The organism is Comamonas sp. GW821-FHT11H03 (assembly GCF_058807955.1).
The window spans coordinates 24,957-39,913 of the sequence record NZ_JBXARF010000004.1; the positions used below are offsets into that span (position 1 = coordinate 24,957).

Here is a 14,957-nt window from a genome sequence, read left to right on the forward strand (position 1 = left end):
GCCTGTGTTGCCGTCAATTAGGAACTCGGCGCGATCTTCGCGGCGTGGCGAGAGTGGCCACACCAGATGGCACACCACCTGTTTTAGGTAAGCCGAACTCCTATTGATCGCCTGAAAAGCATCAAGCAGAATTCGACCCCATCTACCTGTTACGCCGGGCCTGGGATCTTTCCTCCCTCCCTTTCTGACCTCTTCCCCAGGCATGGCCCGAAAGGGTCACCGGCTCTTTATTCAAGCCCGCAGCAACCGCTAGCGGGCTTTCTTTTGTCATCAAGAGCGCTTGTGCAAGGCACTGCATGCTGATCAGAAAAATGCTTAGAGCGCGCCCCACAACTCAACGAGGCCAACCAAGTGAAACAGCCCAATCACAAGACAGATGCCAGATGACACCAGCCAAAAAGTCTGCGTGTTTTCAGGGAACACCGGCTTGAGAAATGGGAAAGCAACCGCCCGCACCAGATACACAGCACAGATAGCTGTGAGAGCGAGTTTGGTTAGCGGCAGAGGCTCAATGACGCCAGCCCCTGCCAATGCGTAGCCAGCCCAGATGAACAATATCATTGCGATGAAAAGCGTTATCAGTACTGGCCGAGGTTTGCCTTGCTCGGCAGCTCGGACCATCCGATCACTCGCTCCCATTACCCGGTATGCGGGAGCGCCAATTGCGATACACACCAAATGCGCTAAAGCGGCAAACGCGCTCAATGCTCCACCAACGACAAGCGCGATCGATCCCAAACTCGACATAGCTTCCCCATTAATTCTGATGACTTGTCAGCATATCAAGCTAATCGAGCCAATTGACCAGCGCAGCTCCAGCGGTGCGACATGAACTTGACCACCTAATCACCGCGCAAAGCGCCACTCTCAACCAAAGCCCGCAGCCAACGCTCACGGGCTTTTTCTTTGCCCACAGGAGACTCCATGCATTCGACTCCAACCACTGCCCACACCACCAAGCTACTGCTCGCCGCGCAATGGGCACTCACTGGCTTCGGCCTATTCTGCCTGGTCGGCGCGGCCGTGGTCATGGCGCTCACGCCTGAGGCGGGGCCCATCTGATAATTCAAATTTGATAGCTGCTCGCGCTTTCTGCATAGGCGCTAAGGGATGAAAACACGACAAAGCTACTTGAAGCCCTGATCTTGATCGTTGCCATCTGCCTGGGTTTTGCATGGCTGGCCGTACCAGATGCCCAGGCAGATGAGCACCAGACCATCGCCCAGAGCCTGCGCGACGAGTGCGAGTGCGCCTGCCCCGGCATGCATGCCGAATGGCTGGACGAAAAGACCGTGCAATGCCTGAAGGTGCTGCCGTGACCGCAGCGCCCTACTCCAAGCACCCCGCCACCGATCCGGTGGCTTTCTCTTTTCTGGAGTCCTGCTGTTCAAGAGCATGACCATTTACCGCATTGCCAAGGGCTGACAAGGCGATATGCAGGTGCTGGAGGATGTCCTGCAGAAGACAGTCTTTGAGGAGTGCGGCGCCACGCAAGGGCGCTCCGTGGGCTGGGTGCCACCGCGCGGCGAGCAGCACGGCCCGCTGGTAGAGTCTGTGGCTGGGCAGTGGGTGATGCGCTATCGGAGCATTTTGGCAATTTTTTGCCTCGGAGTTTTCCCGAGAGCAGGGTATTGAGAACAAGCCTTTCTTCCTCATTGTTAGGGACACTCCGGTCACGACTGCCTAGCCTCAAATCACATGGGTAAAATTGTGCGCGATCAAAGAGCCTGCATTCAACTGCCGCTCCAAGCGTCGAGCAGAGTCCTGGCTCTGGAGCACGCAAGGCTCGCTGCGGGCAAGCTGGTTCCTCTCGTTTTTGCGCTTGACCAAGATCTTCAATAATTTCTGTAAATACTGGCTCAGTACTGACCGCCCCTGCCGAATCATGCCGCTTTGCTTCTGCGATTTTTTCCTGGCCGCTGACCGCCGCGCCCTGTCTGAAGCACAGGCGGCTGGACGATGGAAGCCGGCCTGCGGGGCTGCGGCATGACAGAGCAGCAGCTTTATGACCTGGCTCCTGCGCTGGAGCTGATGGCTTTCGGTCTGGCGCTGGCCCTGGGGCCTTTGTGCTGGGTCTGGTGGCGCAATCGCAGCTCGGGTTCCGGCAGGCGCCTTCAGGCGCTATGCGTGCTGACATTGTTCCTGACCTTCGATCTGGTTCTATTCGGCGCCTTCACACGTCTGACAGACTCGGGCCTGGGCTGCCCTGACTGGCCAGGCTGCTATGGCACGGCCAGTCCTATCGCCGCCCATGCCCAGATCTCCGAAGCGCAAGCAGCCATGCCGACCGGCCCGGTCACCCATGGCAAGGCCTGGGTGGAAATGATTCACCGCTATCTGGCGACCACGGTCGGCGTGCTCATCATTGCCATGACGGTCATGAGCTGGAAGCAGGCACGGGCGGCCAGGCTAACGGGTCAACACACCTCTTTCAGAGGCGCTGCCAACCCCTGGTGGCCGACTCTGGCTCTGGTATGGGTCTGCATACAGGGCGCTTTCGGCGCCTTGACGGTCACCATGAAACTGTTTCCGGCCATCGTCACCCTGCACCTGCTGGGCGGCACTGGCTTGCTGGCATTGCTGGCCATTCCCGCATCGGGCCTGAGCCAGCAGCAAGCTGGCCGCTCTCCGGCCCTGATCGCCAGAGGCTTGCGCATCGTGCTGTGGCTTTGCCTGGCACTGCTCATTGCCCAGGTAAGCTTGGGCGGCTGGGTCAGCACCAATTACGCTGTGCTGGCCTGCACGACCTTCCCCGGCTGTCAGGAGAGCTGGTGGCCAGCCATGAATTTTACCGAAGCACTGCAGATCTGGCGCCCTCTGGGCATGCTCAAGGACGGCAGCAACATCAGCTTCGAAGCGCTGACCGCCATTCACTACACCCACCGTCTGGCGGCCTATGTGGTGGTTCTGGCACTGGCTGCTCTGTGGTGGGCATTGCACCATGCTCCTGCACTGGCCAAGCAGCGCCGGCTGCTGGGATTTTTTGCAGTGCTGCAAGTTTTGACGGGTCTGTCCAATGTGGTGTTGGACTGGCCCCTGGTTGCGGCCGTGCTCCACACCGGTGGAGCCGCGGCCCTGGTAACGACTGTGGTCTGGAGTCTGGCCGTGACGCGCGCAAATGCCGTCGCCGCCCCCGGGCTCGAAATGGCGCGCCGCCCAGCCTGAGGCATAGCGTAAAAGAGTGATTGCATGAGTCAAAGTGAATCCTTGTTGAACAACACCTCGCGAATCAGCCAGTTCTATGCACTGACCAAGCCTCGCGTGGTGCAGCTCATCGTGTTCTGCGCCCTGATCGGCATGGTGCTGGCCGTTCCCGGTTGGCCAACGGCCAATCAGTGGATACATATGGGCGTTGCCTGCGCCGGCATCTGGCTGGTAGCGGCTGCCGCTGCGGCCTTCAATTGCCTGGTGGAGCGTCATATCGATGCCAAGATGAAGCGCACATCCTGGCGCCCCACGGCGCGCGGCGAACTCTCCAGTCAGCAGGCACTGGCCTTCTCGGCCATTCTCTGCATGATTGGCGCCACGATTTTGCTGGTCTGGACCAATGCTCTGACGATGTGGCTGACACTGGCCACCTTTGTCGGCTATGCGGTGATCTACACCGTGGTTCTCAAGCCAGCCACGCCACAGAACATCGTGATCGGCGGGGCTTCAGGCGCCATGCCGCCCGTGCTGGGCTGGGCCGCCATGACAGGCAATGTCGGCCCCGAGGCACTGATTCTGTTCCTCATCATCTTCCTCTGGACTCCGCCCCACTTCTGGGCCCTGGCCCTGTACCGCGTGGAGGACTATCGCCAATCCGGCCTGCCCATGCTGCCCGTGACCCATGGCAGCGAATACACGCGCCTGCAGATTCTGCTCTACACCGTTGTGCTGTTTGCGGCCGGTCTGCTGCCCTTCATGTACGGCATGAGCAGCTGGCTGTACCTGTTCGCGGCTGTCGTTCTGGGTGCAGGCTTCATCGCCTATGCCGTGGCCCTGTACCGCAATTACTCGGACGAGCTGTCGCGCCGCACCTTCCGTTTTTCACTGCTTCACCTGAGCCTGCTGTTTCTCGCCCTGCTCGTGGATCACTACCTGTTCATGGCCTGACCTTTCAAGCCCTACCATTGCAAAAGCCCGGCTCGCCGGGCTTTTTTACGACTATCAAAAAGTGATTTTTCCGTGCTTTCCGAGTCTGCGTTTGAGTGCAGATTCAATGGATCTTGTTCAGCCCTGCAAGCCCTGGGCCCCGTGAACAGGGCGCAACGTACCGCCGATGGCTCGACGACTACTTAGCTGGACACGCATTCTGACGACCCCGATCATCAAAAAGGCCAGCCCCGACTACAGGGCTGGCCTTGAGTGGCATCCAGCGGACTCCGATCAAGCGTCCATTTACAGACCCTTGAGCAGCTTGCCGTTCACTTCCTTGCCGTACATGGAGTATGTGCCATGGTGCTTTTCGGCCGTTGCCTGGAGATTGCCGTTGAAGCGAGGATCCTGGCCACGCTCCTGGCTGTTGATAAATGTCGCCACATCCCAGGCTTCCTGATCGCTCAGCGTTGCATTGCCGTAAGGCATATTGTTCTTGATGAAGTTGGCAGCCTTGTCGATGTCATGCATGCCCGCACCCCAGTTATAGGAGTCCTTGCCCCACAGCGGCGGGAACACGGCCACATCGCCGACAAACTGGCCCTTGCCGTCCGCAGCATGGCATAGCGCGCACTTGGCTTCATAAACCTTGGCACCGGCTTCATAGGTGGGAGTCTCTTCGGGCTTTCCCGCCTTCTTGAAACCTGCACCAGGCAACTTCTCGCCCGTGGGGGCCTTCTGAGCCATCCAGTAGGCATAGGACTCCAGTGCCACCAGAATGTCATGGCCGTCGTCCGGCGCCTTGCCATTCATGGAGTACATGAAGCAGCCGCGCACGCGCTCGGCAAAAGTGTCCACATGGTCGGTCTTCTTGCGATAGGCCGGATACATGGGGTATGCCCCCCACATGGGGGCAGCGCCCTTCAAACGACCCGCATCGAGGTGGCAATTGGTGCAGCTCAGCGGGTTGCCCGAGAAGCCTACGGCATTGACCGGGGTGCGTGTGAAGATCGCTTCGCCACGGCGCACCCACTCGCCCATGGGGCCTTCCGGGTAGTCGCTGACGCCGGGAGGTGTGAATTCGCCAGGCTTGGCGGCCACTGTCACGGCCTTGGCTTCTGCGGCAGGCGCGGCCACCTTGGCTGGTTCTTCGGCTTTCTTGGGGCTGCTGATACTCATGCCATACCAGAGCGCGCCACCCAGACCTGCGAACAGGCAGGCCACCACGGCGTATTCAGCGAGATTGGAGCTCTTGGAAGCAGCTTGTTGTTTGTCCGACATTGTCAACTCCCGAACTCTTAAGGCTTGGTGGTTGCTGCGGCAGCAGCGGGGTTGTGCAGGCGCTGGTAGTACGCAGCAACGGCCTTGACGTCATCGGCCGTGAGCTTCTTGGCCACAGCTCCCATCAGTCCCAGTGGGCCGGCCTCGCGCTGCCCCTTGTTCCAGGCATCGATCTGACTTTGCATATAGTCGGCAGATAGATGGCCGATGGCCGGAAAGTCCTTGCCCACGCCCACGCCACCGGGACCATGGCACTGCGCACAGGCAGGAATGCCGTCGGCCCAGCGACCACGCTCGACCAACCAGGCACCGCTATCGTCGCTCTTGCCGGGCAAGGCACCGCGCACGCTCTTGATGGGCAGTTGCAGGCTGGCGTAATAGGCGGCCACATCCGCGCGTTCCTGCTCGCTCAAGGCCTTGGCCATGGGAGCCATGACAGCCGACTGACGAGCACCAGCCGCCAGCTGGTTCAGCTGACGCTCCAGGTAACCGGCGTGCTGACCCGCCAGTGCGGGGAAGCCAGGCTGGCCCTCGCCCTTGGCACCATGGCAGGTGACGCAGGCAGCCGCACCGCCGGCCGAGCCAGACTGAGCAATCTTTGCACCGGCAGCGGCATTGCCGCTCAATGCAGCCTTGGCGGCAGCAGGTTCTTGAGCCCAGGCGCTGGTCGCCATCAGCATGGAAATGCCGACAGCCACCCACGACCGGGGCAGAGTCTTTGTGTTCAAGCGATTCATCTTGGGAATGGAGGTTTAAGCGGCTCAGATCTGCCGCACATCAGGCGTTTGCTGAACGCCGACGTTTGACCTAGCATGTCGCGAGCCAAAGCAGCCCGATGACAGCAAGCACATTGCCCGAAGATACCCACAGAAGATTAAGAGCCAATTAATGCTGCAAACAATTGCCCCAAGCTGACTAATCAGGCGGCGCAGCACAGGACTTCACCGGCAGGCATAAACGCACCACCAGCCCCGTCACTGCTTCTGGCGCCAGTCCGTCTTGCATTGGCTCGAACGCATAGCCCTTATGCTGCTGCCACTGCGCCAAAGGCAGCAACTCCAGTTCACCGTCGCTGCACTGTGCAATGCGCTGCACAATCGCCAGCCCCAGACCGCTGCCATGGGCCTGATGCTGCTTGCGCCAGAAGCGCTGGGTCGCCACGGCACAGTCCTCGCTGCTCAGCCCTGGCCCATGGTCGACCACCGTGAACTCCACATAACCGGCAGGATTCACAAGCGTCGCCTGTAGCTTGTCGCCGCCGACCTGCGCCAGCTGCGGAATATGGCGCAGGCCCAGCAGCACCGCGGAGTCGCCCTGCTCGTCAGCTGCCTGCCGCCCATAGCGCAAGGCATTTTCCAGCAGATTGCGCAATGCCGACACCAGCAGGGGCTGAGGCACGGCCACGCGCAAGTCCTGCAGCCTGGCGTCATTCAGGGCTTGCTGAGGCAACCAGCGCAGGCGCTGCGAGCCCGAAGGAATGGCCGTGGCGGCCAACCCCCAGGCTTTTTCCAGAGCCTCCCAAGCACAGGCGGGTTCGCTACCGCAAGCCATGGCACGAGAACCTCCTGCATATTCGCTCACCGGCTGACAATCCAGCCTGGCCAAGAGCAGCAATTGCTCAAGCGTGTGCTGCAAATGCTCCACGCCTTCCCCCGCCTGCTCCAGCGCCTGCCGGGTCATCTGCCACTGCGCGGTCTCCGAAATCGGCCTGGGAACAGCACTCACTGTGCCAGCGCCGGGCTGATCCCTCAACGCCACCATCTGAGACCCCGCATTGGCCACCGCCATCTGCGCCACCTGCACATGGGTCTTGACGGCAGTCAACGGAGTGCGCAGTTCATGGGCGGCATCGTCGCTCCAGCGACGCTCGCGCTCAATGGCTCTGTGCACACGCTGCAGCAAGTGATTGATGGTCTGCACCAGTGGCGCCAGCTCCTTGACCTGCCTGCCTTGCACCACGGGAGAATCATCTCCGGGCGGACGCTCACTCAACTCCTGGCGCAGCGACTCAAGAGGGTGCAGCCCGCGCGTCACCCCCCACCACATCAACACCATGCTGGCCAGCAGCGCCAGCACAAAGGGCAGGATGATGGTGTAGGCGAAACCATGGATCAGTCCCTCGCGCACATCGATGCGGTCGGCCGTCGCAATGCGCACACCGTGCTCCTCAAACACATAGGTGCGCCAGGGCTTGCCGCCTTTGGTGATGCTCGAGAAGCCCAGCGGCAGCGGCCCCTGGAAGCTGGGCGCACCCGCAGTGCGAGCCAGCACATGAGAATCGGCAGGCTCGGTCGCCCGCTCGGGAGCCGTATTTGCGGAATCCCCGGAACGGTCGGTCTTTACGGTTCCGGCGCGCGGCACATCCAACGGAGATGCAGGAATCAGTGCAGGGCGAGCCGCCTTTCCGCCCACTTCGTCCGACGCAGCATTTGCCTCAGAATCCATAGCATCATGCGCAGGTGCGGTATGCACTTCGCTGCGAATCATGCTGACCTCGCAAGCCACACCATCACGTGCCACCACATTGAGCATGGGACCCCAGTCCTCGGGACTGGCGTTGTGCGGCTTGAACTGGTGGACAATGCCTGCCACCATGCGGGCCGATGCAATCAGTCGGTCGTCGAGCACGGAGCGCAACTCATGCCTCATGCCGGCAAACATCCAGGCGGCCACACCGCCCCACAAAGTGCACAGCGCCAGACAAAGCCAGACCAGCAAACGGACCCGCAGGCTGCGCATCAGCAACTGCCTGCCTGCACGCGCCCTAATCTGAAGCCCACGCCACGCACGGTCTCCACCATGTCCGAGCCCAGCTTGCGACGAAGATGGTGCACATGCACATTGACCGCGTTGCTCTCCACATCAAGGCTGTAACCATAGAGGCTGTCGCGCAGTTGCTCGGGGCTCAGCACTCGCCCCGGCGACTGCAGGAGTGCGCGCAGCAACGCCCATTCACGACGCGACAGGTCCACGATGCTGCCCTCACGCATGGCCTGGCCGGCGGCCAGATCCACTTTGACATCGCCCAGCACAATCCAGTCCACGGTACGCCCCGCCGCCCGGCGCAGCAGCGCATGCAGCCGCGCCGCCAGCTCGTGCAGATCGAAGGGTTTGACCAGATAGTCGTCGGCCCCGGTCTGCAAGCCTTCGATCCGCTGGCCCACTGCATCACGTGCGGTCAGCACCAGCACCGGCAGCTCCAGCCCCTGCCGGCGCCACCGCGCCAGCAGATGCAGACCGTCCTCATCGGGCAGCCCCAGATCCAGCACACACACATCGAAGTGGGAGGATTTAAGCGCCGCATCAGCCTGGCTGGCGCAACCCACCACGTCCACGCCAAAGCCCTGTAGCTGCAGGCCCGCCTTCACCCCGCTGGCGACCAAAGCGTTATCTTCCACTAACAGCACATGCATTTTTTCACTGCGCAACCGCCACCCGCACCATCACATCCAGAGATGTGAGTACCCGTTACGCGCCTTGTTTATCCGAATCGGCCGAGCATCGCAGATTTATCTTTTCGCAGCGTTAACCCCTACTTAATCCCTTCCACCCAAAATGCGCGACTGCCTCATCCAAGACGCTCAGCCTCCACCATTCATGTCTCTTCGCCCTGCCGCAGCCCTCGTTCTGCTTTCAGTCCTGCTGACGGGGATGACTGCCTGGGCACAGCCGCTGGCCCTGCCCAGCCTGGATGCCGACAAGCCCTCTGCGCAACCCGAAATCCTGACTGCAGAACAGGCTTTCGAGCTGGTCCGCCCCGAGCAAAGCGCCATCAAGACAGAGGCTGATGGCAGCCGCCTGCTGGAGCTGCATTGGAACATTGCCCCTGGTCACTATCTCTACCGCGACCAGTTGCGCATACTCGATGCTCAGGGTCAGCCAATACCGCTGAAGATTCCTGAAAGTCAGACCCTGAGCGATGCTTTTTTTGGCCGTGTGCAGGTCTTTCACCGGGAGTTGCGCATTCAGGCCGCGCTGCCTGAACGGTCGACGCAATGGCCGCTGGAGCTGCAATGGCAAGGCTGTGCCGAGGTAGGCATCTGCTACCCGGTACAGCAGCAGAGCATCAGCGCCGCTCAAGCAGGCATGGACAGGAATGCGGATGCCCCGACTCCAGCCCTGAACGAAGGCAATACCGAAGCAGCTCAACCCGGCTTGTTGCAGGCACTGGCCTTGCCCGCCAGTGTGCGGATAGGCCCTCTCGCTCTGCCCACCATGGCTCTTGCCGCATTCCTGGCATTGCTTGCCAGCCAGTGGTGGGGGCGACTCAGGCAGCGTCAAAGCAATCAGCCTGTAGAGACTCTGCTGCTTCAGGCCACGCTTGCTGGACTGTTGGCGGCGCGCACGGCCTACGTCGTGCAATGGTGGCCCGAGTACTGGGCACCCGTGAGCGCATCTCCCGCCAGCGTGTTGCAGATTCTGGATATTCGCGACGGTGGCTGGAACCTCTGGGCCGGACTGCTGGTGGCGGCTGTCTGGGCAGCCTGGAGCTGCCGCAGCCATGCGCTCCTGAAACGTGGCGTACTGCAGTCCCTGGGTGTGGGTGCCTTCATCCTGATGGCAGCCTACGCACTGCGAAATTGGGTTGAGCCTCCGGAGTCTTCACTCCCCTCTTTGACGCTGGTCAGCGCAGCCACTCAGCCCACGGATCTGCGCAGCTACGGCGGTCAACCGCTGGTCATCAACCTCTGGGCCAGTTGGTGCCCACCCTGCAAGCGCGAGATGCCGGTACTGGCCCAGGCGCAAAAAGACCATCCAGGCGTGCGTTTCATCTGGATCAACCAGGGTGAAGACGCCGCTGCAGTGCTGCGCTATTTGCAGTCCATGCCTCTGCCCCCTGCCCAGGTGCTCCTGGACCCCGACCAGCTTGCCGGTCAGCACTGGCAGCAACGCTCCCTGCCATCCACCTATTTCTATGACGCGAACGGACACCTGCGGTCCACGCGTACGGGGGAGCTCTCCCGCGCCAGCCTGAGCGAGCAGTTGCGCATCATTGCGCCTCCAACACAGGCCCCATGACTCAAGATGGACAAAGGTTTATCGTGCCACGTTTACAGCCCCTGTCACGCCAATTGGCGGCGCTGACGCTCCCCATCTTCGCTGCAGCCGCAGCCACCGTGGTGGCCGTCGCCTATACCCGCGACGTGATTGCCGCCAGCAGCGCTGCAGCAAGCAGTGCGGCAAGCAGCGACCTGCCCTCAGCACTGTTTCTCGCCGAGCAAGGCCTGCAGATCGTAGGCCCCATGCAGAGCTCCGGCGGCCTCAAGGCCTGGGCCGCCTACCGCGACCAGCAGCCCATTCCCATCTACCGAATGCCTGACGGCAAGCACTGGGTGATTGGCACCGTCATTGATGCCCAGGGCAAGGATGTCAACGCCAAGGCCTTGCACAATGCCGTGCAAAAGCCCATGGGTCAGGAGTTCTGGACCGATCTAGAGCGTACGCACTGGATTGGCGACGGCAGGCCCGATGCCGCCCGCATCGCCTACGTGTTCACCGATCCCAACTGCCCCTATTGCAACCAGCTCTGGCGCGATGCCAGGCCACTGGTGCAAGCTGGCCAGTTGCAGTTGCGCCATATTCTGGTGGGCATGCTGCGCCCCAGCAGCGAAGGCAAGGCTGCCGCCATTCTGGCCTCCAAGGCACCCGAGCAAGCTCTTGCCAGCCACGCCATGGCCTATGCCGACGCTCATGGCAAGAATCCCGATGCCCTGGGTATTGCACCGCTGCAGCGCATCCCCCTGTCGGCCCGCGACGCACTGACCAACAACGCCGCGCTGATGAGCAATGCAGGCCTGCGTGCCACACCCGCGACGATCTGGAAGAATGCCCAGGGAGTGGTGCAGATCCGCACCGGCATGCCTCCCGGGCTGCTGGACGAGCTGATGGACAAAGCTCCTGCCAAGTCGCCCGCACATTAGGATTCAAACCGCCGCATAGCCTTACACAGAATTTGCAAAAAGCTATCATTTCGATAGCAAATCTGCCCAAATACCATGAGCCAACCCGACTGGAACACCCTGCTGCCCGCCCTGCACCCCGACACTCGCATCGTGCTGCACGCCCCCAGCACGCAAGCACTGCTGCGCGCACGCGGCAACTTCAAGAACCTGAAAGCCGCCAACCCTGAGTTGGAGGTCTGGATTGTCGTCAATGCCCAGGCCGTTCAAGCCGTACTGGAGCAGCCGGACGACATGGGACCGGCTCTGGCACATGTGCTGCTGTGCCCCAACACGCTCAGGAATGCTGGCATCGGCGCACCGGACAATATTCAGGTGCTGCCCATGGGCGCCGTCGAAGCCATCGCCCGCATGCAGCAGGATGGCTGGACCTATATCCGCAGCTGAGCAGGCTGCGTCCTCGGCACTCCAGAGCCGCGTGCGCCCCGGGCTAAAGACCCCAGTCCTTGAGCGCAGGCAATGCCAGCTGGGTTGCGGCATAGCCCTCATCGATGGACTCGCGCCCACGGTAGAAGTCCATCAGCCCGACATGCGAGAGGCGCGGAGCAATCAGCACCTCGGCCGGGTCACCCGCCATACGACTGCGGGTGATGCGCATCTGCATGATGTTGACACTGGCCATGACCACATTGACCAGCGAGGGCACAGGCGCAGAAGCATCGTCCTCGACATCTCCCTCCCCCTTGCGCCCCCTGCGCATGACGGATGAGGACAATGTCTTCACGCTCGTCATGCTGCGCTTCCATGCGCCCGTCCAACCGAGCGGTGAGCCATTCGCCGCCAGAGCTTCGGGAATCTGGCCCAGCGGTACCGGGGGCTCTTCCTCTTCCAGATGCAGTTGCGAGACCTTGAGCTCACGGGCATGCAGATTGAGCTCGCTCTCGCTCATGTCCACGGGCTTCATATGCCTGCGCATGATGTCGGCATTCAAATCGACGGCGATGACGATGTCAGCGCCCATAGCGCGCGCCAGCGACACCGGCACCGGGTTGACCAAACCGCCATCGACCAGCAGTCGCCCCTCCCGCATCACGGGCGTGAACAGGCCGGGCAAGGCGATGGACGCGCGCACAGCCTCGGCAATCGAGCCCTTGCGCAGCCAGACCTCGGCACCTGTCTGCAGATCGGTGGCGACGCAGCCGAACGGCATGCTCAGTTGCTCCACGGTTTCCTGGACGAAATTCTCGCGCCAGAACTCGAGGATCTTCTCGCCCTTGAGCAATCCGCCGCCCAGATTGAAGTCCATGAAGCCGAAGACCTTGCGTTTGCCCAGGCCCAGCACCCAGCTCTCGAAGGCATCCATTTCTCCGGCCGCATAGGTTGCACCGACCAATGAGCCAATGGAAGTGCCGCAGATGACGTCGGGGCTGACACCGGCCTCGCGCAGCGCGCGCAGCACGCCAAAATGCGCCCAGCCTCTTGCGGAGCCGCTGCCCAGGGCCAGGCCCACAACGGGTTTGCGTCGCAATTTATTCATGTGGCCCTCCTTGCTGCTTCTACAGTCGACTCAACCGGGCTGCTCGCCCCTTAGCAGTGCCAGCATGCCAGCTTCGTCCAGCACAGGCACGCCCAGCTCCTCGGCCTTGGCCAGCTTGCTGCCCGCCTCCGCCCCTGCGACCACATAGCTGGTCTTTTTGCTGACCGAACCCGAAACCTTGGCACCCGCTGCCTCCAGCATATCCTTGGCGGTGTCGCGGCCCAACGTGGGCAAGGTGCCGGTCAGCACCACGGTCAGCCCAGCCAGAATCTGAGGCGCCTTCTCGGCCGGCTCGCCTTCCTCCCAGTGCACACCGCAGGCGCGCAGTTGCTCCACCACCTCGCGGTTATGGGGCTGGGCAAAAAAGGTGTGAATGCTGTCGGCCACCACCGGCCCGACATCCTTGACCTGCAGCAACTCCTCAACGCTGGCGTCCATGATGGCGTCGAGCTTGCCGAAATGCTTGACCAGATCCCTGGCCGTGGATTCGCCTACATTGCGAATGCCCAGACCAAACAGAAAGCGCTGCAGCGTGGTGTGCTTGGATTTCTCCAGGGCAGCCAGCACGTTCTGGGCCGACTTCTCGGCCATGCGATCGAGCGCTGCCAGCGAGCTCAGACCCAGCCGGTAAAGGTCAGGCAGCACGCGCACCACCTGGGCATCCACGAGCTGGTCGACCAGCTTGTCGCCCAGACCTTCGATGTCCATGGCACGGCGATGAGCAAAGTGCAAGATTGCTTCCTTGCGCTGCGCGCCACAGAACAGGCCGCCCGTGCAGCGGTGATTGGCCTCGCCTTTTTCGCGCACCACCTCGCTGCCGCAGATGGGACAGGTCTTGGGCATGCGGAAGTTGGGCACATAAGCAGGCCGCTTGCCTGGCACCCGTCCCACCACCTCGGGAATCACATCGCCCGCGCGACGCACGATGACCTGATCGCCCACGCGCACACCTTTCTTGCGGATGTCGAACAGATTGGACAGCGTGGCATTGGTCACCACCACACCGCCCACCTGCACAGGAGCCAGGCGCGCCACGGGCGTCAGCTTGCCCGTGCGCCCCACCTGCACATCGATGGCTTCCATGAGCGTAGGCATCTCCTGCGCCGGATATTTGTGTGCCACGGCCCAGCGCGGCTCGCGCGACTTGAAGCCCAGCTGACGCTGCAGGGCCAGGCTGTTGACCTTGTAGACCACGCCGTCGATTTCATAGGGCAGGTTGGCGCGCTCGGCGCCGATGCGCTCGTGAAACGCGACCAGTTCAGAAGCACCCAGCGCAATACTGACTTGAGGTGCAACCGGAAAGCCCCAGGATTTCAGCATCTGCAGCATGGCGTAGTGCGTGCCGAAGTCCGGCCCGCCCTGCTCCGGCGGCGTGATCTCGCCCAGACCGTAGGCGAAGAACGACAGAGGACGCTGAGCCGCGATATTCGAGTCGAGCTGACGGACCGATCCGGCCGCCGCATTGCGCGGATTGGCAAAGGTCTTGGCACCTGCGGCCTGCTGGCGCGCATTGAGCCTTTCCAGATCGGCCTTGGCCATATGCACCTCGCCGCGCACTTCAACCACGGGCGGCACATTGCGGCCCGCGGACAGGGACAGTGGAATCTGGCGAATGGTACGGATATTGTGCGTTACGTCCTCCCCCACCTCACCATCGCCGCGCGTGGTGGCCTGCACCAGGCGGCCATTTTCATAACGCAGATTCATGGCCAGGCCATCGAACTTGGGCTCGGCCACATATTCGATGGCGGCAGCGGATTCATCCAGCCCCAGCTCCTTGCGCACACGCTGGTCGAACGCAATCGCACCCGTGGCCTCGTTATCGGTCTCTGTCTGGATGCTCAGCATCGGCACGGCATGGCGAACCGGAGTCAAACCGTCCAGCACCGCACCGATCACGCGCTGCGTCGGAGAGTCCGGCGTAACGAGTGCGGGGTAAGCCCCCTCCAGCGCTTCGAGCTGCCGATAGACGCGGTCATATTCCCCGTCGGGAACCGTGGGCGCATCAAGCACATAGTACTCATGTGCCCATTGATGGAGTTGGGCGCGCAATGCTGCAGCCTTGCTCGTCACGCTTTCGGGCACCCCGGCATTGATAGCTGTCGATGGCTTCTGGCCCTGGGGTTCAGCGGAAAAAAGGTCTAAATTCTCGGTCATGCTCT

14 protein-coding genes and 1 pseudogene are annotated in these 14,957 nt (G+C 61.8%); 8 read left to right on the forward strand and 7 right to left on the reverse strand.

What is annotated here, in order from left to right; genetic code table 11:
• Positions 1-315: 315 nt before the first annotated feature.
• Positions 316-747, reverse strand: a complete 432-nt coding sequence (locus AC1RTQ_RS10505; protein ID WP_492875535.1) for a hypothetical protein — start codon at positions 745-747, stop codon at positions 316-318.
• Between the two features lie 177 nt (positions 748-924).
• Here AC1RTQ_RS10505 and AC1RTQ_RS10510 point away from each other — a divergent pair, with 177 nt between their 5' ends.
• From AC1RTQ_RS10510 to cyoE, 5 genes and pseudogenes are all read left to right on the forward strand, one after another.
• Entirely contained in the window at positions 925-1,062 is a 138-nt protein-coding gene (locus AC1RTQ_RS10510) for a hypothetical protein (RefSeq protein ID WP_492875537.1), read from the forward strand.
• Between the two features lie 83 nt (positions 1,063-1,145).
• Positions 1,146-1,319, forward strand: a complete 174-nt coding sequence (locus AC1RTQ_RS10515) for a hypothetical protein (protein ID WP_492875539.1) — start codon at positions 1,146-1,148, stop codon at positions 1,317-1,319.
• Positions 1,320-1,434: 115 nt separating this feature from the next.
• Positions 1,435-1,587: pseudogene (rdgC, locus tag AC1RTQ_RS10520) on the forward strand (recombination-associated protein RdgC); the annotation flags it as partial.
• Between the two features lie 399 nt (positions 1,588-1,986).
• Complete coding sequence (locus tag AC1RTQ_RS10525; protein WP_492876117.1) at positions 1,987-3,165, forward strand: COX15/CtaA family protein; 1,179 nt, start codon at positions 1,987-1,989, stop codon at positions 3,163-3,165.
• Between the two features lie 24 nt (positions 3,166-3,189).
• Positions 3,190-4,095 carry a heme o synthase gene (gene cyoE, locus AC1RTQ_RS10530; protein WP_302090408.1) on the forward strand — a complete coding sequence of 302 codons (906 nt, stop codon included), beginning with the start codon at positions 3,190-3,192 and terminating at the stop codon, positions 4,093-4,095.
• Between the two features lie 285 nt (positions 4,096-4,380).
• On the opposite strand, the gene AC1RTQ_RS10535 is transcribed toward cyoE, so the two are convergent.
• From AC1RTQ_RS10535 to AC1RTQ_RS10550, 4 genes are all read right to left on the reverse strand, one after another.
• Positions 4,381-5,358 (reverse strand): c-type cytochrome, encoded by a 978-nt coding sequence (locus tag AC1RTQ_RS10535; RefSeq protein ID WP_302090407.1) that lies wholly within the window; start codon positions 5,356-5,358, stop codon positions 4,381-4,383.
• Between the two features lie 17 nt (positions 5,359-5,375).
• Entirely contained in the window at positions 5,376-6,095 is a 720-nt protein-coding gene (locus AC1RTQ_RS10540; RefSeq protein WP_302090406.1) for a c-type cytochrome, read from the reverse strand.
• A gap of 178 nt (positions 6,096-6,273) precedes the next feature.
• The gene (locus tag AC1RTQ_RS10545; RefSeq protein WP_492875542.1) at positions 6,274-8,097 is read right to left on the reverse strand and encodes an ATP-binding protein; all 1,824 of its coding nucleotides are present in this window, start codon (positions 8,095-8,097) and stop codon (positions 6,274-6,276) included.
• A complete protein-coding gene (locus AC1RTQ_RS10550) occupies positions 8,097-8,771 on the reverse strand; it encodes a response regulator (protein WP_302090404.1) in 675 nt (224 codons plus the stop codon). The genes AC1RTQ_RS10545 and AC1RTQ_RS10550 overlap by 1 nt, the downstream gene beginning before the upstream one ends.
• A gap of 238 nt (positions 8,772-9,009) precedes the next feature.
• Here AC1RTQ_RS10550 and AC1RTQ_RS10555 point away from each other — a divergent pair, with 238 nt between their 5' ends.
• From AC1RTQ_RS10555 to AC1RTQ_RS10565, 3 genes are all read left to right on the forward strand, one after another.
• Positions 9,010-10,377, forward strand: coding sequence for a prolipoprotein diacylglyceryl transferase family protein (locus tag AC1RTQ_RS10555; protein ID WP_492875544.1), 1,368 nt, complete (start codon positions 9,010-9,012; stop codon positions 10,375-10,377).
• A gap of 23 nt (positions 10,378-10,400) precedes the next feature.
• Positions 10,401-11,279, forward strand: a complete 879-nt coding sequence (dsbG, locus tag AC1RTQ_RS10560) for a thiol:disulfide interchange protein DsbG (RefSeq protein WP_492875546.1) — start codon at positions 10,401-10,403, stop codon at positions 11,277-11,279.
• 75 nt (positions 11,280-11,354) lie between these two features.
• The gene (locus AC1RTQ_RS10565) at positions 11,355-11,705 is read left to right on the forward strand and encodes a DsrE family protein (protein ID WP_492875548.1); all 351 of its coding nucleotides are present in this window, start codon (positions 11,355-11,357) and stop codon (positions 11,703-11,705) included.
• Between the two features lie 43 nt (positions 11,706-11,748).
• On the opposite strand, the gene AC1RTQ_RS10570 is transcribed toward AC1RTQ_RS10565, so the two are convergent.
• Together AC1RTQ_RS10570 and ligA are read right to left on the reverse strand one after the other, a co-directional pair.
• Positions 11,749-12,795, reverse strand: a complete 1,047-nt coding sequence (locus tag AC1RTQ_RS10570) for a patatin-like phospholipase family protein (protein ID WP_492875550.1) — start codon at positions 12,793-12,795, stop codon at positions 11,749-11,751.
• A gap of 30 nt (positions 12,796-12,825) precedes the next feature.
• Entirely contained in the window at positions 12,826-14,952 is a 2,127-nt protein-coding gene (ligA, locus tag AC1RTQ_RS10575; RefSeq protein ID WP_492875552.1) for an NAD-dependent DNA ligase LigA, read from the reverse strand.
• Positions 14,953-14,957: the final 5 nt, after the last annotated feature.